General features: G+C 46.8%; 19 protein-coding genes, 2 tRNA genes and 1 pseudogene. 5 read left to right on the top strand and 17 right to left on the bottom strand.

The window, feature by feature from the left end; genetic code table 11:
- The first annotated feature begins 86 nt into the window (after positions 1-86).
- The 3 genes from LC073_RS09205 to LC073_RS09195 all read left to right on the top strand — a co-directional run bounded on the left by LC073_RS09205 (position 87) and on the right by LC073_RS09195 (position 2,051).
- Positions 87-1,373 (top strand): hypothetical protein, encoded by a 1,287-nt coding sequence (locus tag LC073_RS09205; RefSeq protein WP_226646340.1) that lies wholly within the window; start codon positions 87-89, stop codon positions 1,371-1,373.
- A 423-nt stretch (positions 1,374-1,796) separates the two neighbouring features.
- Positions 1,797-1,870 (top strand) — tRNA-Cys (locus LC073_RS09200).
- Between the two features lie 94 nt (positions 1,871-1,964).
- Positions 1,965-2,051: transfer RNA gene (locus LC073_RS09195), tRNA-Leu, on the top strand.
- 295 nt (positions 2,052-2,346) lie between these two features.
- Here LC073_RS09195 and LC073_RS09190 read toward each other — a convergent pair.
- From LC073_RS09190 to LC073_RS09170, 5 genes are all read right to left on the bottom strand, one after another.
- Positions 2,347-2,583 (bottom strand): hypothetical protein, encoded by a 237-nt coding sequence (locus LC073_RS09190; RefSeq protein WP_226646339.1) that lies wholly within the window; start codon positions 2,581-2,583, stop codon positions 2,347-2,349.
- Positions 2,584-2,599: 16 nt separating this feature from the next.
- Entirely contained in the window at positions 2,600-2,788 is a 189-nt protein-coding gene (locus LC073_RS09185) for a hypothetical protein (RefSeq protein ID WP_226646338.1), read from the bottom strand.
- Positions 2,789-2,790: 2 nt separating this feature from the next.
- Positions 2,791-3,345, bottom strand: coding sequence for a hypothetical protein (locus LC073_RS09180; RefSeq protein ID WP_226646337.1), 555 nt, complete (start codon positions 3,343-3,345; stop codon positions 2,791-2,793).
- A gap of 273 nt (positions 3,346-3,618) precedes the next feature.
- The gene (locus tag LC073_RS09175; protein WP_226646336.1) at positions 3,619-3,912 is read right to left on the bottom strand and encodes a hypothetical protein; all 294 of its coding nucleotides are present in this window, start codon (positions 3,910-3,912) and stop codon (positions 3,619-3,621) included.
- 458 nt (positions 3,913-4,370) lie between these two features.
- The gene (locus LC073_RS09170; protein WP_226646335.1) at positions 4,371-4,538 is read right to left on the bottom strand and encodes a hypothetical protein; all 168 of its coding nucleotides are present in this window, start codon (positions 4,536-4,538) and stop codon (positions 4,371-4,373) included.
- 406 nt (positions 4,539-4,944) lie between these two features.
- Between LC073_RS09170 and LC073_RS09165 the strand changes: the two genes are divergently transcribed.
- Entirely contained in the window at positions 4,945-6,378 is a 1,434-nt protein-coding gene (locus tag LC073_RS09165) for a P-loop NTPase fold protein (RefSeq protein WP_226646333.1), read from the top strand.
- A gap of 471 nt (positions 6,379-6,849) precedes the next feature.
- Here the strand turns inward: LC073_RS09165 and LC073_RS09160 are convergent, their stop codons facing one another.
- The 4 genes and pseudogenes from LC073_RS09160 to LC073_RS09145 form a co-directional block, all read right to left on the bottom strand.
- Positions 6,850-7,152 carry a hypothetical protein gene (locus LC073_RS09160; protein WP_226646331.1) on the bottom strand — a complete coding sequence of 101 codons (303 nt, stop codon included), beginning with the start codon at positions 7,150-7,152 and terminating at the stop codon, positions 6,850-6,852.
- Positions 7,153-7,237: 85 nt separating this feature from the next.
- Entirely contained in the window at positions 7,238-8,038 is an 801-nt protein-coding gene (locus LC073_RS09155; protein ID WP_226646329.1) for an ATP-binding protein, read from the bottom strand.
- A 163-nt stretch (positions 8,039-8,201) separates the two neighbouring features.
- A pseudogene (gene terL, locus LC073_RS09150) lies at positions 8,202-8,891 on the bottom strand (phage terminase large subunit); the annotation flags it as partial.
- Between the two features lie 432 nt (positions 8,892-9,323).
- Complete coding sequence (locus LC073_RS09145) at positions 9,324-10,487, bottom strand: dipeptidase (RefSeq protein WP_226646327.1); 1,164 nt, start codon at positions 10,485-10,487, stop codon at positions 9,324-9,326.
- Between the two features lie 187 nt (positions 10,488-10,674).
- On the opposite strand from LC073_RS09145, the gene LC073_RS09140 reads away from it, so the two are divergent.
- On the top strand, positions 10,675-11,160 hold the full coding sequence (locus LC073_RS09140) for an LEA type 2 family protein (RefSeq protein WP_226646325.1): 486 nt from the start codon (positions 10,675-10,677) through the stop codon (positions 11,158-11,160).
- A gap of 114 nt (positions 11,161-11,274) precedes the next feature.
- Here LC073_RS09140 and LC073_RS09135 read toward each other — a convergent pair whose 3' ends face one another.
- The 8 genes from LC073_RS09135 to msbA all read right to left on the bottom strand — a co-directional run bounded on the left by LC073_RS09135 (position 11,275) and on the right by msbA (position 21,031).
- Positions 11,275-12,231, bottom strand: coding sequence for a lipid A-modifier LpxR family protein (locus LC073_RS09135; RefSeq protein ID WP_413231442.1), 957 nt, complete (start codon positions 12,229-12,231; stop codon positions 11,275-11,277).
- A gap of 486 nt (positions 12,232-12,717) precedes the next feature.
- A complete protein-coding gene (pgsA, locus tag LC073_RS09130) occupies positions 12,718-13,284 on the bottom strand; it encodes a CDP-diacylglycerol--glycerol-3-phosphate 3-phosphatidyltransferase (RefSeq protein ID WP_226646320.1) in 567 nt (188 codons plus the stop codon).
- A 105-nt stretch (positions 13,285-13,389) separates the two neighbouring features.
- Positions 13,390-15,204 carry an excinuclease ABC subunit UvrC gene (gene uvrC, locus LC073_RS09125; protein WP_226646317.1) on the bottom strand — a complete coding sequence of 605 codons (1,815 nt, stop codon included), beginning with the start codon at positions 15,202-15,204 and terminating at the stop codon, positions 13,390-13,392.
- Between the two features lie 40 nt (positions 15,205-15,244).
- The gene (locus LC073_RS09120; RefSeq protein WP_226646315.1) at positions 15,245-15,898 is read right to left on the bottom strand and encodes a response regulator; all 654 of its coding nucleotides are present in this window, start codon (positions 15,896-15,898) and stop codon (positions 15,245-15,247) included.
- Positions 15,899-16,387: 489 nt separating this feature from the next.
- The gene (murB, locus tag LC073_RS09115; protein WP_226646313.1) at positions 16,388-17,404 is read right to left on the bottom strand and encodes a UDP-N-acetylmuramate dehydrogenase; all 1,017 of its coding nucleotides are present in this window, start codon (positions 17,402-17,404) and stop codon (positions 16,388-16,390) included.
- A 12-nt stretch (positions 17,405-17,416) separates the two neighbouring features.
- On the bottom strand, positions 17,417-18,184 hold the full coding sequence (kdsB, locus tag LC073_RS09110) for a 3-deoxy-manno-octulosonate cytidylyltransferase (protein WP_226646528.1): 768 nt from the start codon (positions 18,182-18,184) through the stop codon (positions 17,417-17,419).
- The gene (lpxK, locus tag LC073_RS09105) at positions 18,174-19,208 is read right to left on the bottom strand and encodes a tetraacyldisaccharide 4'-kinase (protein ID WP_226646311.1); all 1,035 of its coding nucleotides are present in this window, start codon (positions 19,206-19,208) and stop codon (positions 18,174-18,176) included. The genes kdsB and lpxK overlap by 11 nt, the downstream gene beginning before the upstream one ends.
- Before the next feature lie 8 nt (positions 19,209-19,216).
- The gene (gene msbA, locus LC073_RS09100; RefSeq protein ID WP_226646309.1) at positions 19,217-21,031 is read right to left on the bottom strand and encodes a lipid A export permease/ATP-binding protein MsbA; all 1,815 of its coding nucleotides are present in this window, start codon (positions 21,029-21,031) and stop codon (positions 19,217-19,219) included.
- Positions 21,032-21,099 lie beyond the last annotated feature (68 nt).

Raw genomic sequence — 21,099 nt, 5'->3', positions numbered from 1 at the left:
TGAGCCATTTGCTTGATGGCGACATGCGGGCACCTGTAGGCTTATGCATTGTCCAAATTGACACTTGTTGGATACTCTGCCAGATAATGATGCTTAAAAGACTCCTATCCTTTTCTCTGTTCGCTCTACTTCTCACTCCTGCTGCCAGGGCTTATGAGCTTCTTTACACAGCAACAATTGATCCTGAAACCAAGCTAGCCCGAGTCGAGTTAGCCTTAAAAGGGGAAGACATACCTAGCAAGCTTGTCCTTAACCTATCATCAGGGCGCTATAAAGACCTTAAAAGTACACAAGATCTACAGGAGAAAGGCGATAAAGCGATCTGGCGAACTGAGGGCAACGAGTCAAAACTCAGTTACAGCTTTGTCATCGACAATCAAAGGAAAAATGGTGGCTATGATTCTCGCATCACTGAGGACTGGGCAATTCTCCGTAGTGATAAATTAATTGCGCCAATTTCTGCAACTAGTAGCGGGCGTTCGTCAGATACCCGCCTGAAATTGGTGATGCCTGAAGGCTGGTCTTCTGCTCTACCCTACCCTGAAATCGAAGAAGGTCTCTATCAAATATCCGATGCCAAACGACGCTTTGTTAGGCCCAAGGGGTGGATGATTGTTGGCAAAATTGGCAGCCGCCAAGATTATATTGCCGGCACCGATACCAGAATCTCCGGTCCGAAGGGGCAAGACATTCGTCGCCAGGATGTGCTCGCCTTTCTCAATTGGAACCTACCAGAGCTAAAGAAAATTTTCCCGCTCTTCCCCGATCATTTATTGATCGTCACTGCCGATGATCCTATGTGGCGTGGCGGCCTCTCAGGTACACGCTCATTATTTATGCATGCCGATCGACCATTGATCAGCGGAAACCGTACCAGCAGCATGATCCATGAACTCATTCATGTGGGTACGGGTATTCATGGTGACGACCAGAGCGATTGGATTGTTGAAGGTATCGCTGAATTTTACTCTCTCGAAATCTTGAGAAGGACTGGGGGCATTAGCGATGACCGCTACCAGGAAGCTATGGACAAACTTATACGCTGGGGTGAAAAGGCCCCCTCTCTATTAGTGAAGCGCTCTTCCGGACCGATTACTGCCCGAGCAGCGGGAGTGATGCTTGAGCTAGACAAGGAAATACGTGAGGCGAGCAACGGCAAAGCCAGTATTGATGAAGTTGCAAGGGCGCTGGCGAGCACCCGCGGCGAAGTTACCTTGGAGAGATTCAGAAAACTATCGGAACAGGCGGCAGGAAGACCGGTGAAAACTCTCGCCCTAGAGAACCTAACCTCTAAAAGTAGCAAGACCCTCAAAGACCAGGCAAAAAAAAGCCCTGACGACGGGGGGGGAGAGCGTCAGGGCCAAGACCATTAGGAGTGAAACTTGGAGGATTTCATCCTTGCTACACTACGGGCAAATACCATCCTGGTGTGCCCTACCGGCATTACAAAACACATTTGGGGGGAGACGTGTTAGCCAGATAAAGACAGTATCGAACACCCTCAAGGGATTGCCAGCACCCCCCAAAATAAATTAAGAACAAATGGAAATAGGTTCATCTAAAGCAGTACTAAAAGTTATTACGCTTAATGCCAGAAGGTCATCCGTGTACTTTCCAGACTTTTTTCCTCAAGTTAGACAATTTGTTGAAATCAACGCTTGACTAATCTCCGATAGTCCATAGAATAGCGCCCTCTTACGCAGCCAAGTGCACGTAAGTATAAGAAAACGCTAGGATTTTTCAGATTTATCAGATAGAATTCGCAGCGTTCTCGTCCACACAAGATGTGGAACAAAGGCTAGGTGGCAGAGTGGTCATGCAGCGGACTGCAACTCCGTGTACGCCGGTTCGATTCCGACCCTAGCCTCCATTTTTCCTTTTCATTGCAGACTCCTGTGAACTGCATTGAGAGTGAGGATTCCGGGAAGAGCAAAAACGCTATAATCCCCCCTCGCAAAGGACCTGCCCGGGTGGTGGAATTGGTAGACACAGGAGACTTAAAATCTCCCGGCCTCACGGCCGTGCCGGTTCAAGTCCGGCCCCGGGCACCACTTCCACACCCTATGATCTTACATTTAAAAATTATCCCTTTTGATTTTCGCATCCATCTCATGAAACATTTTTGGTGAAAATGCACGCAATTCATAGTGGCTTGAATTGTCCTGTGCCCCATCCAGTTCATAACAGTGACAAGATTTACTCCTCACTCCACTTCTAGGCAGACTCATCTTCAACAATGTAATCATCACCTACTCAGTCAGCTGTTGTACCGTCTCCTAAGCGAACTTCTATCGCGCTTTCGGGGTGCTTTAATACTCATGGCAAACATAGTGCTTAAGCGGCTTTTTAAAGATACTCATCTGTGAGTATGAAAGCATTCTTATCAAAAACTTTCTCAGCCTGCTCTTTCAGCTCCCTCTTATAGAGCCTCAAAGCGATAATATCGTTGAGAGTGTCGGGGCCCCTATCAGAATCCTCTCCATGCTCTTCAACAACCTTGAGAAGCTCTGTTTCATGGGCGTGTAAAGACCTCCAAAGCATGGTGAAAGTACTTCTATCAATTCTCAGGTCAAGATGTCTCATGGCACCTTACTAAAGCTCAGGATGATTGTTTTGAGTCTGCATCATCGCTGTCCGACTCATCTTCCTCAAAGACCCTGGAGGGGTCGCCTGTATATTGAGGTTCATCAAAGTCAGGACCATTCTTAAAAATTTCTTCAGACCGCTTTTTAAGCCTGTCTTGGAGGTCTTTCATTTTCTCAGTGTGAGACTTCTTAGCTGAACTCATGATTAAAGCCTCTTGTAGAGATAGTGGGGATTGCGTTCATGAGCATCATCAAAATCCATGGTGCCCTTAACATACTTATAGCCATGGCGAGAGTAGTAATTCACAAGCTCTTGGTTAGATGGGTGCATTATACGCATCTCATCAGCACCAATTCGCAGAGCGTACGACTCCGCAGCAAGTAAATTAATCTGCATCACCTGCCCTCTTAACGGGCAGTTATCAGGTGCCCGCTCAGTGAAATCCAAGCGGAGACGCGAGCCATTGTAAGATGGTCTACCTATAGACAGGCCACATAGAATGTCGTCTTTCCAGATAGCAAGTTCAAAGCGCTTAGGGTAACGGAGGCTGTAGACTTCATAGCCTTTGGTCCAATTCCAGTCTACCTCACGCCTCTCACTTGCTTCCCAAGCCTTTGCTCGGGCAAGGGAAAGAAGGTCAATGCCTTTCAGGCTAACAACACCTTTATACTTTTGAGGAAGTGCGGCCTGTGCATACTGCCTAGATTCAGACCGGTAAAGTTCGTAACGCCTCTCAGCATCTAAATGAGTTGCCTGCATTGTATTCCCTTATCGCAAGTTCCTTGAGCGGTCCTCAATAGAGATTTATTGAGGCCGTTGTATGCTCTGACTCTTATCCGACTAAAGTAGATTGAAATTTAGTCAGCAGTCAGCTTACCACGTATACATACAACGACCCACATCTCTACGTGAAGAACGCGCAAGAAATGCTGCCTCAGCTATCTAAAAGTCTCTCTCAGCGCGATTAAGGTATACCTTGGCAGGATTGGCTTAGTAACCTGGGGGAGTGCTTAAAACTCTTCCCAGCCGCCTCTAATCATTCCTCAAGCACTCCATAGCAAAGTCGTAACCAGACCAGTTATCAACACCGGCGGCTTGTAGTGCGCAGAGCATATCCTCAGCCTCTTCAAGTCTATTAAGACGCTTGGCCGGCACAATACGTAAGTCCTCTTCCACAGTTTCATCGTGATTTGGAGCAGCCAGCAAAACCGCTTCCCAGATTTCCTTTGGAGGTCGTACAGCACCATCAACAAAGCAGGCTTCTGCAACAGCATTCTCCATCTTAGCGGTGAGCTTTATAGGAAGAAGTTTCCATTCTCCGTCCATCTTCAAACCTCCCATTCGGAGTCAAGTGAAACCAGACTGTCCTTAGGTGCCTTATCGCGAAGGCTCCGAGGGAGCTTAGCCACAACAGCATCTTCAGCGTCACCACAAAGGAAATCCCAATCACCATCCCAGCCATCGCCCTTGCAGCGATAAGTAGGCTCCGTTTTTACTTATGCCAATTGAGGTCGCTTTCCTTTGCCAGGAACTGATAACCCTCAAAGTCATACGGCTTCAGAATCTCTCATAAAGTTTTCACTTCGGGTTTAGCTGGGAAATCCGTCACAAATGGAGTGGTACCCTGATTAAGAGGTGCTTGATGTGTTGTGGTTTGTATAATCGGCATTGGTATCACCATTTAAAATTATCAGTACCCAAGTACACTTTGGCGGTACATGGTCAAAGTACTTGTTTGGTATGCAGGGTTATCGTTTGGGGATTAGGTGGAGAAATGAGCGGCTTCAAGGGTAGGCAGTATTCGTCCCCTTGCAAAGGCCATCGCTAAAGCCCTCCAAGTCAGTAGCAGTATCGTACTGGTTGTTGCTGGATTTGATTGAGCCTAGCTTGCTCGCTCCATACTCAATTAAAACACCCAGTACCACACAACCAATATGAGACAGTATCAGCATTAGAATTACCTTTTAGTTCATAAGAAAACCCTCCCTTCCAGGGATACCCTTTCAGAGCTTTTAATATTCTTTCTTTAGGTTGTTGGTAGTGGTGGTTACTTAATGACCCTTATAAGCCCTTATAAGCATTTAAAAGCCCTTTAAAGTGCCCCCTATAAACTTAAAAAAACAAAACCCCGGCGAACCGGCGAAAAGAAAAAATATTGCCTTAGGGCAACAAAACTCCAAGCCCAGTAACCATACGGGTTTCAGAGCATTTGGAGAGGGGATGGAAGGAGTGGAATTGGCGTGAAATTAGACGCATAAGAAGCTTATGTGATCCCCCAGGCAGCTTGACGCTACCTTTACCTAGGAACAGAATCCCTATCCATACGAATTAAGACGTTGTTAAGCAAGAAGGATCTCTATGAGCGAATCTGACGCAGCCGAACAAGTAACAAACAATGTACCTTTCCGTATAAAGGAAATAGATACTTCCAAAGAAGCGTGGCCTCCTCTTAGTGATCGACTTAGACGATGTGATGAGGTAGAAAACCTAACTCCGCTTCTGGAGACGGTTGAAGCCCCCCTAGTGTTTGCGATTGATAGTCCATGGGGAGGCGGCAAAACAACATTTATTGAGTTGTGGCAGAAATATTTAAAAGAGAAAACAAACTCTAAAACCTGTCTATATTTAAATGCTTGGGAGAATGACTTTGCGGAAGATCCATTGCTACCATTACTGTCATGTTTTGACGACTGGCTATCTAAAGAAAAGGATGACTCAATAGCAAAAGCATTGAATAATTTAAAGAAACTTAGCCCAGCAATAATCAAGGGAGGGGTTTCTGTCATCTCTAAGCTTGCAACATTGGGTACTCTTGACCTTAGCAAAGAATATGAAAAAGTAATTGCTGATGCAGTAGGAGGCAGCGTAGAAACATTAGTTGATCAGTTTCAGTCACAAAAAAACTCTCTAAAGTATTTTAAAGAAAACCTCCAAACAGTTGTATCTATCCTCCCAGAAGGACAGCAAAACCTAATTATTTTTATAGACGAATTGGATCGCTGTAGACCAACTTTTGCCATTGAGTTACTGGAGCGCATTAAACACTTATTTGATTTAGAGCGGGTAGTATTTGTCGTTGCAGTAAATCGCGAACAGCTTGGCAAAAGTATTAAATGTGTTTATGGAAATGATTTTGACGGACATGCATACCTAGATAGATTTTTTGACCTTGAATACCAGCTTTCTGATCCTGACAGACATGAATACATCAAGGCCGCCTCAATTAAAAGCGGGCTACACAAACACCTAAGCACTCGAAAACATATTATCAACTCAGATTATTTGCAAATACTACTGGTATGGCTCTGCAGCCATTACAGCCTAACACTAAGAGACATAAATAGGATTGTAAGTCGCCTAACATTAATTATTAAATCTACAGTTCAAGATACCCATATACACTTAGAAGCACTTACTCTTCTTCTATTTTTGAGAAATAAGGATGAGGACCATTACAACCAGTTTATAAATGGTACCTGCTCGGCTAATGATATTGTAAAGCATCTCCTTTTAGATGAACCTTCTAGGCTGGAAAAGCTCAAAGAGCCTCAAATAATGACACTTGTTATTGGGCGCTTGCTTGCCTTAGAAGAGAATGAAGCTATATTCAAGCAAAGTATCGCGCACTGGGAAGCTGAGCATAAGACTTATGAAGGAGATACACAAATGCAAAGATATATTTCCTCCATTTTAAAACATACTAAGAATTCATACGACCAACGAATACCAGAAAACATCATAAATATGATGGCTAAAAAAGTTGAACTGCTTCAAAAGATAGAAGTAAATTAATATCTAAAAATCTTAGCTCTCAGAAAAAATGCCTGCAAAGCCCCTCCCAGGCTTTGCAGAAATCTTCAACGAATCTTAAGCAGCCCAAAAACTCCAAGCTCATTAACCATATACCTCCAAAGTATTTTGATTAGTTGGAGTGGGATTAGCGTGGGAATAGACACTTCGCGCAATATACGGGTCTAGATGTCTATTTAGATACTTATGGGAAGATGCTTTCTAAGTCTAAAGTTCTCTTAATGTGTATTCCGTACTCGGACCGGCAAAATATCTCTTTTCAATCAAAAACTCTCCATAGATAAGGGTATGGATACAGCGTACTCAGCAGGCTCATCTTTTGTTAAATAATCTCTTAGCTCAAATACTCCAACAGCCAAGCCTACTAGTGAAGTAAGAATGAAAAGAAATCTCCTTAAGATATGCATTACCATATCTACTATTTCCTTCAAAGGCTTTTTTCGTTCACTCAAACTAATAACTAGCTTTTCCAGTTATCCTAGAAAACGCCCATTCAGAGAAAACCCGCTCAATCTGATATCGATTTGATACTACCCCTTGATGTATACTGTCAGCGATAATTGAATGGAAATTAGTAGAAAATTCATCATAAGCATCTGCAAGCTTTCCGCAAAGAGTATCCACCTCACTTTTATCGTCCACCATAAAAAATGGCAATGATACTATCGGGGGTTTGACTTGACTTTTTACCGGAGAGCCAAGGGATGGCACGGCAGATTCCTTTTTTCGCAGGTGCAAATATAATGAATATTTCAAGGTACCCTTCTCATAATAAAACAAGTCACAATAAAAACTTTTCTCCAGAGGAGCCTTGTGTTCTGGCTGAATAATATATTCAATATCAGGAAAGGGGATGCATAATTGTTCCTTCTGAAATATCAGGAAAGGGGATGCATAATTGTTCCTTCTGAAATCTCACCACCGGAACTTCATGTAATGTAGCGCCTTTAAATTTCAGTAAGTAATTAAATTTAATCGGCTCCTCGGCAAGCTCATTTTGCCACCAATAATTCCCCCCAGTATATTCTTTCTCGCCTATTTCGAGTTTATAATCCGGATCAAGGATATAGTATGCACCATCAATACCATTGTACTCCCAGTTATCCACATCCTCTAAGATCACTGAAAAGCGCTCATCCGGTCTCAAACCTAATCCAAACCTTTCATGCCACATTGCTTCAGCATCTTTAGGCCTAGCACAAGAGTCTTTCGGAGTATTTGTATCCCCTACTCTTGAATAGATGGTACCAGCCCTCAACAAATGCTTCCCCTTCCGTATTTCCTTAGTGAAATAGTAAGGCTTTAATCGTATATTCTTTACAGTAAGAATTGCTAACTTCTTTCCCTCGTACTCGATATCTGTAAGGCTAATTTGAGGTTCGCAATTCTCGGCATAGGGTTGCTGACGAAGATAATTAATTACATCAGCTTGCGTGTGATGATTATCGTCTTCTTCTAATCCCACTATTTCATAATCATCTGCTACGCCATAAACTAAATAGCGGTCACCATCATGAATTACGTTTGCTAAACAAGTAATGTCATGCAGCATATCAATAAGCTCAGAAGGGAATTTTTGTTTAAAATCCCACCATAAACCCTCGCATTGTTTTGAAATTAGGCTCTCAACTAATTCTTGCATATCACCCTACAGCACTAACTAGAATAATTAAATGTGTCTTACATCCTATGACTGTAATCTAACAGAACCTACCATGTCGTGAAATGGTAACTTCTGGACAGAAAAAAATGCCTGCAAAGCCCCTCACAGGCTCTACAGGCATCTTCAACGAATCTTAAACGGCTTACTGGACGTATCCATTCGGACGGCTGACAGTGGTTCCTGAGGCGTCCATAGCGGACACAACGGTACTGCCAGTACTCATAAACTTCTCTACATTGTTCAGCAGGTCATCAATAGCCTGCTCTCTGTTCTCCCTGCTCACCTTTGCAGTGTCAACTGCCATACGGTCTGTAAAGAACTTAACCCCCATTGCGAGAGGGTCAATAAGGTCATCATGTACGAGGCTTCCCTTCTCATACGTGATTCTGGTCATCTGATAAAATAGGCTGTAGCGAATCTCGCTCTTGTTGTTTTCGTAGTCCCTCTCAATAACTGAGGGAGCTACTACAAGCCTGTGCTGCATCATTACCGGTTCAAGGCAATCAATGATTCGCCTTTCTTTCTGCCCTTGTGATTTTGTCTCCTCAACACCACACGCGTAGCTGTCGTACAGGACCGGCCTCAGAAGCTCGGTGAACATGCCACCACCAAAGTTATCTTCCACAAGTGCTGTATGGACTCCATGGCGCTTTGCCATCTGAGCAATAGACCTGAGTGTTGGCTTTGCATAACCTTCTTTAAATCCTCTTGCCTCGGCAAGGAAGATGTATCCCCTGAGGAAATAAAGGACCACAACCCCTGTCAGGTCCTTACCACGGCCTAAAGGGTCGATTACAAACAGTTTGCACTCATAATCTAGGCATTCATCACTCGCCCAGACTGAAGAAGACTCTAAAAGAGTTCATTGGTGTCGATTATTATCCCATTTATTTAGCTAATCATTGTGGTTTTAAAGTTAACTGTAATGAAGCTTTATTTGAAACAGTTAAAGACAAGATAAAACTTTGAAAATACATAATAAGTGACTGTGGCTTTTCACATTCACTACTCAAAGCAATAGAATGAGAGAAGCATTAAGGCCCAAAGATAAAACTTTCAAAAATAATTCAAATCGATATCTTAAGCAGATCCCTCCACATAGCGGTATAGGTAGGCAAAGTAAACGTCTGCCGAATCTTCCACTTTTTCTAAATGCTCTCAGCACCTAAAAGCAGAGTGCCCGGCCGAAATTATTACTGATTCGATCATCACCCGCATAGTCTCCCTTTGCCTGATGAGACTCAAGCTATAATCAGAAACTCGCTCAAGGAAGATAGTTCAGGAAAAAGTTCCGCATATTCTCCCCCATCACTTTGCGAATCTCCTGCTCTGTAAATCCTTGCCTCAACATTTCAGCGGTTAATACATTCAGGTCCCCAACATCAAATGAGACTTCAACACTACCATCATAATCCGATCCAAGGGCAACATGATCTACTCCCAGCAGATCTATGGCATAACGAAGTGTTTTGGCAATATTGCCTGGGCTGTTATCACATACCGCCCCCGTCCAAAAGCCGATGCCTATCAAACCACCCCGCTCTGCGACTTCTTGCATCAAGCCATCGCTAATATTGCGCGGTGAGTTACAACTGCCTTTCAACCCTGTATGGGAAACGATTAAGGGTCGCTCGCTCAGTGTCAATACGTCCTTCACTACAGACTCAGAGGAGTGAGCAACATCAATAATAATGGAGCGGCGATCCATCTCCTGAACGGCAGCGCGACCAAACGCCGTCAAGCCTGCTCCACTCTGTCCATGCAATGACCCACCCAGCTCATTATCAAAAAAGTGTTGCAGCCCCATCACCCGAAAACCAGCATCATATAAACGATCAATGTTAGACAAATCACCTTCCAGTGGATGGGCTCCTTCAATACCAAGAATTGCCGCAAGAGTATTAGCTCCCTGCTCCCTCCCCTTAAGAACCTGACGCAGATCTTCAGCGGTATAAACAACATGGAACTGTTCAGGCGCGGATCTTTGTAAAGCACTTACCCGCTCGGAATGGTAAAGGGCTCTCTCAAGCAAGCTATCCCAGGTTCTAGGCGGCCACCCCTGCGCAACCGCTAGCAGGGTAATATTATCCCGAGCATCTGCAGAATTTTCGCTATAGTTCTGGCCTTGGGGAGACTTGGTGACTGAAGTAAAAACCTGTATCCCAAGATTACCCCGTTGGGCCCTAGGCAGGTCCAGATGACCATAATCAGCCTCCTTTGAAAGGTCACGAGCCCAGAGGAAACTATCCGCATGCAAATCACCAATAACAAGTGAACTATGCAATGCCTTGGCTTGCTCAGAAACCTCAAGGAAATCACCTAAGGTTATCTTGTTTAATTTTTGCTCAACCGCTGGAATCAAAAGCCATTTCCAGCTCGCGAACAATACCAGTGCCAGTGTTGTCAAACTTAAAAACCACTTCTTCATTACGATTTCCAGATATCAGTAGTGTTGCCCAATGTTGTGGTTATAACCGATAAAGTCGTGGTATGTCAGGAGCCATGTAGATTAATAAATGATCAACTGGCAATATACGTCCAAGATGATCAAAATATATTCACCTAGCCAACTTAACCGGTGGATAAACAAGTGGATAGAGGATTAGGGAATCACAGTGGAAAAAAACTACCGACTCACACTATTGCTATTGATTGCAATGCTCTTTAGCGTTAGCGGCTGTGCGACACTCTCACCAAATTTTCAAAAACCCGAGGTGGAAGTTATTGCGGTACAACCCCTGCCAGCAAGGGCTGGTAACAACCTACGGTTCCGAATTCACCTTAGGGTTTTCAATCCCAATAATAGTGAGCTGGCTCTTTCGGGTCTTTTCTATACCCTGCGGCTCGGTGGGCATAAAGTCTTAACCGGCACGTCAAACAATCTTATGCCTATTGCTCCCTATGGTCAGGACGACATTGCGGTGGATGCAACAGCCAGCTTAGTAGGCTCTATCTTTGCAGCAGTTGACCTCATTAACCTGAACCAAGACTCTATCCCTTATGAGCTGGAAGCAAAGATCGGCTTAAGCAAGTCACTACTCCCCTCAATCAAAGTAAATAGAAGTGGGGTCATTAGCCTGAACCAGTATCAGTATCAGTGAACCTTCTGCAAAATTTACCAGTAACCTTACGTTGCCATCGGCACTAGGTTCGTTACTATTTTTTAAGTAATAATATGAAGGTGGGTATCTACTACCCACCTGTTTACATAAGCCTCAAATTTGCTTGGTGAGAATCAAAGACATTACAAAGTTACCCATAGGTGCTCCATTATGGCTCAGGAAACCTTCATCGGGGAGCCTCTGGGAGGCGTAGAGCTTTGTGTTATACCTAATATCAAAACCAAACTCATAAGTCCCACGGCCAAAGAAAATACCAAGGTTTGTTAGTGTCATCTCTCTCTCTGGAGTAACACCATAACTGAAGATTTTTGTCCCACTTTTTACCTTTGAGTTACCCTCCATCAACACATTTCTTTGGACGGTTTTATGCTCCAATCCAGCCTTTAAATACCAATATCGCTCTCTTTCCGGAAGTGAAGATACTGAACTGAAAGTCGGCAAGGAGCTACCTAATAACAGGTGAACCCCAGCACCATAATCCCTTACGATGTTACCTGTTTTCCATCGAAGGTAAGGCACTAACCGGTAGCTTGTGCCACCAACCCCCCCCTGTAGTAGACGGTAATCCATCTTCAGCTCTGGCATCAGGCCCCACTCATTGAAAACCTGTGAATCCCATCCATCAGGTGGCGATGAGGAGACCATCCAGTGCATAAACTTCTGAGTTTCACGAGCACTTGCCCTAGGGCCAACGGTTCCGGCATCGAAAGTAAAATCGATCAACCATTGATCAGATAACAGATATTTGTAGTTGACACCAAGATAGGTCCACCCCGCATAAGGGTGTTCATTATGGATAGGTTCTGATCTACCAAGATGATCCGGGGTATAAATCTCCTGACCAAACCGAAAGGTGTAAGGCTTGCCAACAGGACTCCAACGAATAAAGATGCCGCCGGTATAGTCCCGATCTGTCTGAAAAGGTGCATCATTTTCCAACTCAATCTGCAACTTACCTCTTGGTGGTTCATCCGCACGGAGCGCTAAGTGATAACAAACTATTGATAGCCCGATAATCAAAATGGAGAGTGTATTTATTTTACTCTTCACCCTTAACCTACCCCTTCATATATGTAAATGAATTTCGCTAGGTCAACACATACGATTAATGTGCCACCGCCCATAACATTCGAGGTCGACTCTCCGATAGAACCCCACCAATGGAAGCGGCGTGATCGCACTAACTAATGGATTCACCATGAAAGAGCCGCAATGTCAGCTCCGAGCGACCTTTCATACTCACGAGTGGAATATCACTCAACCCAATCACCACCTAGCAAGTAAAAGACGACACAGTGGAGCACTGGGACAATTAAGCTCATCATTGAGAACCGTAGGCCCAGTTCATCACTGTAGAAGACGGATAAAGAGGAAAGGATGCTTCTAGCGGCAGATAAGAAATCTCTGTGACAAACTCTTCACATCAAAGAATTTGTCATTCTGCCTTTGATGAAAGAGGGAAAACGGAGAGAGGAAAGCAAAGAGAGTAACGCTCCGTGCAATTGGCAAGGAGCGTCAGGAGAGGTTGTATCTAAATTATGACGACTTGTGGTTATCCGCCATTAAAACCGGCCAGGCAGCCCGGAGATACATCACCATAGTCCACAAAGTAAGCGCTGCGGCAACATACAGCAACAAATAGCCCAGGCTTTCCATCACTGGAAAATCACGGACATCAAAAGCCAGTAATACGATGATGGCTGCCATTTGTGCCGTTGTTTTGATCTTGCCAATATAAGACACTGCAACACTACTGCGTTGTCCCAGCTCTGCCATCCATTCACGTAACCCCGATACTGCGATTTCACGGCAAATAATGATGGCTGCAGCCACGGTAAACCAAGCATTTTTATGAAGCCCCACTAGTAACACCAGCGCAGTGGCCACCATCAACTTATCGGCAACAGGATCGAGGAAGGCACCAAAGGCCGTACTCTGGTTGAGTTTTCTTGCCAGATAGCCGTCCAGCCAATCAGTGGCTGCGGCAGCAGCAAAGATAATCGCAGAAGCGATGTAACTCCATTTGTAAGGTAAATAGAAAACCAAAACCAAGACAGGTATCAGTGCGACGCGAAGCAGTGTGAGTTGGTTGGCGAGTGTCATGCTTTTCTCTATTCTTGCGGAGGGCGTACGTTATCAAGCCATGGGACAAATTGAAACGCTCAATGAGAAACCTGGAGAAAAATCCGCTACCTATGCCCTGCACTTTTATTCATGATGTAGTGCCGAGTATATATCCTGTGCGAGCTTGCGACTGATCCCCTCTACGCTCGCGATTTCAGTTACTGTCGCCTTCTTGATCTCCTGCAACCCGCCGAAATGGCGAAGCAATGCGCGCCTGCGTGCAGGACCCACTCCAGCAACCCCCTCCAGCGGAGACTCCCTGCGCTTTTTGTCACGCCTTGCACGATGGCCGGTAATGGCGAATCTGTGTGCTTCATCCCTAATCTGTTGAATCAGGTGCAACGCAGGAGAGTCGGCGGAGAGTACCAGCTCTTTATTACTGGAAACGACATGCAAGGTTTCAAAACCTGCTTTGCGGGTTGTGCCCTTGGCCACTCCGATTATCTGAACACCGACGACCCCTAGACCGTTAAGGGTGTCGACCGCTTGGCTGACCTGTCCCTTACCGCCGTCAATTAACAGAATATTGGGAAACTTACCCTCACCTCCCGACAGACGTGTATAACGACGTTTAAGCGCCTGCCCCATTGCAGCGTAATCATCTCCAGCCTGAATACCTTCAATATTAAAGCGACGGTAGTCTGACTTAACTGGGCCACCAGTATCAAAAACGACACAAGAAGCAACTGTGGCCTCTCCCGAAGAGTGACTGATATCAAAACATTCCAGACGTTCAGGCAACTGCTCAAGACCAAGCACTTCTTGAAGTGTTTCAAAACGGCTGAACAACTTCTGCTGCGCTGCCGTGCGGCTACTCAAGTTCTGTTGAGCCGCCTGCTGAGCCATTTCCACCCAGGTTGCGCGCCTACCCCGCAACTTATGAGTAACTGCAACTTCACGCCCCGCCTGGGCACTGAGTGCCTGCTGCAGCGGTACTAGATCCTCAATAGATTCCGATACTAAAATTTCACGGGGAATTTCCCTTGGACTCCCGAGGTAAAATTGAGGAACAAAGGCCGAAAGTAATTCCGGATGGCTTAGACCCAAGCGTTCACTGGGAAAGTAGCTGCGACTGCCAAGAATTCTTCCCTGGCGGATAAAGAGTACATGTACACAGCAGCTACCGCCCTCACTAGCAACACCATGGACATCTACATCCCCCGTATCCCCCTCCGCCACTTGGTGGGCCTGAAGGCGCCGTAGAGCGGATATTTGATCTCTCAAACGTGCGGCCTTTTCAAACTCCAACGCCTTCGAGGCTTCATCCATCTGATCGGCTAACTCGCGGACAATGTTGTCGCTCTTACCGGCAAGAAACATTTCTGCATGGCGAACATCCTGACGATATTCTTCAGGGCTAATAAAGTCCACGCAAGGGGCCGTGCAGCGCTCAATCTGATATTGCAGACAGGGCCTGGAACGGTTGCGAAAAACGCTGTCTTCACAGGAGCGAATACGAAAGGTCTTTTGCAAAAAATTCAGGCTGTCGCGCACGGAGGAAGCATTGGGAAAAGGGCCAAAGTAGCGGCCTTTTTTTCGCTTTGCCCCACGATGCAGGGCGATACGAGGGAAGGTATCAACACTGGAAAGAAAGATATAAGGATAACCTTTATCATCTTTCAACATCACATTGTAAGGCGGTCGCTGGGATTTGATCAGGCTCTGTTCCAGCACCAAAGCCTCTGTTTCACTGCGGGTGACCGTTACCTCAATATTAGAAATCTTTTGCACCAACGCCATTGTCTTGGCGGTGAGCCCGGTGCTTCGAAAATAACTAGTAAGCCGGTTGCGTAAATTCTTCGCCTTACCCACATAGAGAATATGGTTATCGGCATCAAACATTTGATAGACACCGGGCTTGCGAGTAACCGTGGAGAGAAAACGCTTGCTATCGAACATCTGGCAACCGGTCTTGCAATTTCAGTGAACACACTGATCTTTAGAGTGCCGCTTCAGGGTCGAGTATTTGGTATTTAACGGCAAGCAAGGTCAGTTCCACATCACTATTAATATTTAGCTTCTCAAAAATCCGATAACGGTAGCTATTGACAGTTTTTGGGCTGACCGAAAGCGACTTGGCGATCTCAGCGACTTTTGCCCCATTCACAATCATATCGGCGGTCTGCAATTCGCGCTTGGAAAGTTTTTCAAAAGGAGAAAGACTGTCCGATTGACCAGAGACATTGCGCAAGGCCATTTTAGTGGCCATTGAGTTACTGATAAAAACCCCACCATTCATGACGGTGTGAATTGCACGCACCATCTCTTCGAGGTCTGCGCCCTTGGTTACATAGCCCATAGCACCAGCCTGCATAAGGCGACCGGGAAACAGATCATCATCCAAAGCACTTACAGCAACCACTTTGACCTGTGGGCAGCGGTTAAGTAATTTTCGGGTAGCTTCAAGGCCACCCATCCCAGGCATTTTTACATCCATCAGGATGACATCGACCGCAGCCTCACGCACAAATTCCAGCGCTTCTTCGCCACAATTCGCCTCGCCAACAACCTCTATATCCTCGACGTCACTCAACATGCGCGAAATCCCCATTCGCACAAGGTCGTGATCATCCACCACTAAGACTTTGATCAAGCTATCCCCAACTACGGATAAGTGCAGTGGCTACGCAGCGTACAATCCCCTCGCGCGTGCTCTTTGAACTGCGTTCTTCTTTTTACTCACGGAGAAACTACCCCGTGTAGACCCACCCCAAGAATCCTGTCGAAACATACCAGACAAAAACGCTACTGCAAAGCTAAACCACCGTTTCAAATGCTGCTGAACGGATGTTTCACCGCAGGATCTTGGCCTATATATAGCGATTAATTATAGCTTAAAAACGTACCAAGTAATCTTCCTGCGCTCAAGGAGAACATTTCTGCAATGACTGCGAAAAATACTGTTCGGAGAAAAGAAAATTTTTTCTGTTTTTTTTGAAATATATAAATTTTTTTTAATTTCCTTGAGTTATAACATCATACTGTCCAGAAATCAGCATAAAGCCCTGCCATATGAAGATTGAAGGGCGGAGGGAGGTACATAACTCTGCACTCAGAAAATCCAACTCGGGTTCACTAAGCCTTAAGGGTAAAAACGCGGTTCAGGCTCGAGATAAACTCCAAATTTTGTATGAATATCCTCAGCAATGTCTTGGGCAAGTTGAACTAATTCACCACCAGCTCCCCTACCTGGATTAATCAGCACCAGTGCCTGGCGTTCGTGCACACCTACCGCTCTGCGACGCAAACCGCGCCAACCAGCTCTATCGATTAACCAGCCAGCAGCGAGCTTCCAATGCTCACCCGCTGCATAAGCAACCAAATCGGGGTGTTCGGCTTTCAAGCTCTGATAGAGATCAGTATCCACTACCGGATTTTTGAAAAAACTACCGGCATTAGGGATTTCATCTGGCAAAGGGAGTTTGCTACTGCGGATATCAATAACTGCCTGCGCAACCTGAATCGGAGTGAGACTATCAATTTCCCAGTTGTGCCCTACGATATATTGTTGCAATGCTGGGTAGTCTACTCGCGGTAACCATTCTTGGGGCAACTGTAGATTCACCTGGGTGATAATATACTGATCCCGCAGACGCCCCTTAAATACACTGTCCCGATAGGCAAAGTCACAATCGTCTTTGCCAAAATCATGTAACTCACCGGTGGCAATCTCCATGGCCTGCAAGCTCATAAAGCGATCGCATAACTCGACACCATAGGCGCCAATATTTTGAATCGGTGCGGCACCGATCTTACCGGGAATTAAAGAAAGATTTTCAAGACCACCAATGCCATTGTTAACGGTAGTCATTACCAGCTGGTGCCAGTTTTCTCCAGCAGCAGCTTCAATAGAATGGCTATTCGCTTCCGCCTGCAAAGACAGGCCGCGCAAATCCACCTGGATAACGAGACCGGGGAAATCCCCAGTCAACACAATATTACTACCACCACCCAAGGGCAAAATCGGTAGTTTCTTAGCCCGGGCAAAGACCAGGGCTTCGCGAAGCTCGTCCAAACTGCGGACTCTGGCAAAATGGGCACTGCGTGCCGAGATTGCCAGAGTATTGTGGGGTTGCAGGTCGATATCGGTTTCTATCATGCAAGTAATTTCTTAACCGAGCAGATCGCGCATACGCTGAAGATCCTGCTCAGTGTCTACACCACCAGGAACCTCCGCACAGGCATCAGCCACATGAATATGTTCATCGTGATATAAAAAGCGCAGCTGTTCCAATGCTTCAAACTGCTCTAACGGTGCTACCGGCCAGGTAACAAATCGCTGCAAAAGCGCTACACGATAAGCATAGATACCAATATGCCTGCGCGGTTCCAGCCCTTCTGGGAGTTCATTGGCGTGAATAGCAAATGCATCGCGGGGCCAGGGAATGGGTGCGCGGGAGAAATAGCGGGCTAATCCGGACTCCGCTGTGACCACCTTAACAATATTGGGGTTACGGAAATCTTCCACCGTATGAATTGGTTCGCACAAAGTCGCGACGCCAGCACGAGTATTTTCTGCAAGGTTCGCAGCCACCTGATTGATCACCTGAGCGGGGATCAAGGGCTCATCACCTTGAACATTTACCAGGATACGATCACCTTCCAAACCGAGGCTATTGGCCACTTCCTGCAAACGGTCGGTGCCCGAAGCGTGATCCGCAGAGGTCATGCACACCTCGCCGCCAAAGCCGCGAACCGCCTCCGCTACCCGCATATCGTCGGTAGCAACAATGACCCGCTCGGCATCGCTCTCGCATGCCCGCTCAAAGACATGCTGGATCATGGGTTTACCGGCAATATCTGCCAGGGGTTTGCCCGGTAGACGGCTGGAGCCAAAACGGGCAGGAATAATGACATCAAATGAGTGTTTATTTTTCATCATCAAAAAACTGTTGCAGATGCTGGTGCACCTTCTGATAGAAAAGATCAGGCATTCTGGCGCGCACTTCCAGCGCCCACCAGTGACTCTCCCAGAAATCGCGACATTTCACCGCATCTTTCATCGTCATAATCACTGGGGTCTCGCCATCGAAATGCAGCTCCTGGGGGCTGAATTGGTGGTGGTCCGCGAAGGACTGTTCCATCACCTTGTAGCCCATACGCTGTAACTCGCGGAAAAACCGCTGGGGGTTACCAATCGCCGCCACCCCGTGACAGGGGCCAGGCTCAGGACCGGAAGTTAAACGCAAAGTGGAAGTCTGATCGAGGTTAAACTGATGCCAGCAAGAGGGTTCCAAGGTCATCTGGTATTCCAGCAAGGCCCCACACTGCTGCTTCACCCTGGCTTCGGGCTCACCATTACTCACCACCAAGTCGACATTCTCTAGGCGGCTGGCCGGTTCACGCAGCGGACCTCGCGGAAGCATGTGGCCATTGCCGAGGCCTCGACTACCATCCACCACACAAATTTCCAGGCTACGCCAGAGACTATAGTGCTGCAGTCCATCATCAGAGAGGATGACATCGCACTGGTGGTAATCTATAAGCGCTCTCGCCGCTTCGCTACGATTAGGGGAAACCATCACCGGTACCCCAGTGATCAAGTGCAACATCAACGGCTCATCGCCGGACTCCAAGGGGTGCGACTGGGCCGTTACCTGATAGGGATACTGCTCCGCACGGCCGCCATAACCGCGGCTGACAATGCCGGGGTTTCTGCCGCGCTCTTTTAGCCAGCGAGCCAACTCCGCCACCAGCGGCGTCTTACCGGCACCACCGACAGTAATATTACCGACAACAATTACTGGAACGGGCAAAGGTTCGGGAGGGGTTCGGGAACTGATTACTCTGCGCCGCTTACTCACCCCGCTATAGAGCAACTCCAAGGGGGTAAGCAGAGATAAAGTGGGACTTGTGCCGTCTTTCTTATACCAGCGCTTGTTAAACCAGTCTTCCAGTGACATCCAGTGCCCTAACCCATTGTCTGCTGTTGTAATAAGGTTGCGTAACGCCCACCACGGGCGAGCAATTCGCTGTGCCTGCCACTCTCTACGATGCGCCCTTTCTCCATGACCAAAATGCGATCGGCGTTCTCTATGGTACTGAGGCGATGGGCGATCACAAAGGTGGTGCGATTCTTCATGACTTCCGTTAGAGCCAACTGAATATGGCGCTCGGATTCATTATCCAAAGCCGAAGTTGCTTCATCGAGAATCAACACTGGCGCATCTTTAAGGAGCGCCCTTGCTATCGATAATCGCTGCCGTTGGCCTCCGGAAAGCATCTGGGCATTGTCCCCCAGTACAGTTTCCAACCCCTGTGGCAGCTCTTCGATAAAGTTTGTCGCATGCGCCAACTCAATAGCCCGCAAGACATTCTCCTTCGGGGCGCCTTCCAGCTCGCCATAAGCAATATTGCGATAGACGCTATCGTTAAACAGCACAATATTTTGCGACACCATGCTGATGTGTCGGCGTAGATCTTGAAGTGGAACCGTTGAAATATCGACCCCATCGATCAGAATTCGCCCCCCGGTAGGATCGTAAAAGCGGGCGAGCAGGCTTGCCAAGGTCGTCTTACCAGAGCCCGAGGCGCCGACCAGTGCAACTGTCTCGCCCGGCTCTACCGAGAAACTGATATTCGATAGAACCTGGGGAGCGGCCTTATCGTAACTGAAATCAAGAGACTCAAAAGTAACCGCACCACGCACAGGTTTGGGCAATGCCTCACGGCCACCCTCCGGTTCACTGGGCGTATCCATTACCTCGAAAATACTTTCTGCCGCGGCAATCCCCTTCTGAATGTCCGCAAAAACTTCTGAAAGGCTGCGTACCGGTTTAGCCAGTGAAGCAGCCGCACCGATGTAAGCGGCAAAAACACCGGCAGTCATGGATTCCACCATGCCCGGTGCCAGTGCCAACCACACGATGGTGGCGGTAGACAACCCAACCAGAATTTGAATCACCGACACGCTGGCGTTATTAGCTACCACCAGTTTCATAAATTGTCGGCGGTTATTGTCGCTAGCCGATTCAAAACGTGAGTTTTCATACCCCTGGCCGCCGTACATCCGTACCACTTGATAGCCATTAATGGCCTCCTGGGTAACGTGGGTGACATCGCCCATGGAATTCTGGATGCGGTGGCTCAATTTGCGGAATCGCTTGCCCACAGTGCGCACAATAAGAGCTATCAGAGGGGCGAACAGGAAAAAGGTTAATGTCAGCTTCCAATTCACTAGCAACAGATATGCCAGTAATGAGATGGTGGTGAAGGTCTCACGAAATAAAACCTTGACCGCTTTGGTAATGGAGTTGGTGACCTGCTCGACATTGTAAGAGACTTTTGAAATCAAGTAAGCCCCGGTATATCGATCAAAATAGGCGCTAGGCAACTGGCCAATTTTTTCAAATAACTGGAAGCGTAACTGGTGAATTATCGCGCGTCCTACATAGGCAAGACCATAACTGCCAACAAAGTTACCAATCGCACGCAGCAGGATAATGATTAGCATGGCCAGCGGTACCAGCCAACGTGCGGTCTCCTGCGGCATTACCCCATCGGAGTAATAGGAGGCTACATATTTCGACAGAAAGCCACGGCTCTCCTGAATACCAGCGCCCACCGCATCGAGCAGCAGTTCCGTAACGGCAATCAGGCTGACTCCCATGACGGAAAATAAGAAAAAGCCCAGTACCGCAACACCAAAAATGGCCAAGTGCGGTCGGGCATAGGCGAGTAAACGTCGGTAAGTGTGTGCCCCGTGCTGAGGTTTACTGGGGGGCATGATTACTTTCTTCATACAGACCAATGACTGGACTCGCCCCCAAAACCTAGGGTAAGGGGGCGAGTGCG

The organism is Microbulbifer variabilis (assembly GCF_020524905.1).
In the GTDB taxonomy this organism is placed as follows: domain Bacteria; phylum Pseudomonadota; class Gammaproteobacteria; order Pseudomonadales; family Cellvibrionaceae; genus Microbulbifer; species Microbulbifer variabilis_A.
The sequence above is the reverse complement of the archived record's forward strand: the minus strand, read 5'-3'. Positions and strand labels throughout refer to the sequence as shown.

Excerpts from the sequence above, each read along its gene's own strand:
- LC073_RS09205 (WP_226646340.1), top strand. The coding sequence starts at position 87 with ATGATGCTTAAAAGACTCCTATCCTTTTCTCTGTTCGCTCTACTTCTC.
- LC073_RS09190 (WP_226646339.1), bottom strand. The coding sequence starts at position 2,583 with ATGAGACATCTTGACCTGAGAATTGATAGAAGTACTTTCACCATGCTT.
- LC073_RS09185 (WP_226646338.1), bottom strand. The coding sequence starts at position 2,788 with ATGAGTTCAGCTAAGAAGTCTCACACTGAGAAAATGAAAGACCTCCAA.
- LC073_RS09180 (WP_226646337.1), bottom strand. The coding sequence starts at position 3,345 with ATGCAGGCAACTCATTTAGATGCTGAGAGGCGTTACGAACTTTACCGG.
- LC073_RS09175 (WP_226646336.1), bottom strand. The coding sequence starts at position 3,912 with ATGGACGGAGAATGGAAACTTCTTCCTATAAAGCTCACCGCTAAGATG.
- LC073_RS09170 (WP_226646335.1), bottom strand. The coding sequence starts at position 4,538 with ATGCTGATACTGTCTCATATTGGTTGTGTGGTACTGGGTGTTTTAATT.
- LC073_RS09165 (WP_226646333.1), top strand. The coding sequence starts at position 4,945 with ATGAGCGAATCTGACGCAGCCGAACAAGTAACAAACAATGTACCTTTC.
- LC073_RS09155 (WP_226646329.1), bottom strand. The coding sequence starts at position 8,038 with ATGCAAGAATTAGTTGAGAGCCTAATTTCAAAACAATGCGAGGGTTTA.
- LC073_RS09145 (WP_226646327.1), bottom strand. The coding sequence starts at position 10,487 with ATGAAGAAGTGGTTTTTAAGTTTGACAACACTGGCACTGGTATTGTTC.
- pgsA (WP_226646320.1), bottom strand. The coding sequence starts at position 13,284 with ATGACACTCGCCAACCAACTCACACTGCTTCGCGTCGCACTGATACCT.
- uvrC (WP_226646317.1), bottom strand. The coding sequence starts at position 15,204 with ATGTTCGATAGCAAGCGTTTTCTCTCCACGGTTACTCGCAAGCCCGGT.
- murB (WP_226646313.1), bottom strand. The coding sequence starts at position 17,404 with ATGATAGAAACCGATATCGACCTGCAACCCCACAATACTCTGGCAATC.
- kdsB (WP_226646528.1), bottom strand. The coding sequence starts at position 18,184 with ATGAAAAATAAACACTCATTTGATGTCATTATTCCTGCCCGTTTTGGC.
- lpxK (WP_226646311.1), bottom strand. The coding sequence starts at position 19,208 with ATGTCACTGGAAGACTGGTTTAACAAGCGCTGGTATAAGAAAGACGGC.
- msbA (WP_226646309.1), bottom strand. The coding sequence starts at position 21,031 with ATGCCCCCCAGTAAACCTCAGCACGGGGCACACACTTACCGACGTTTA.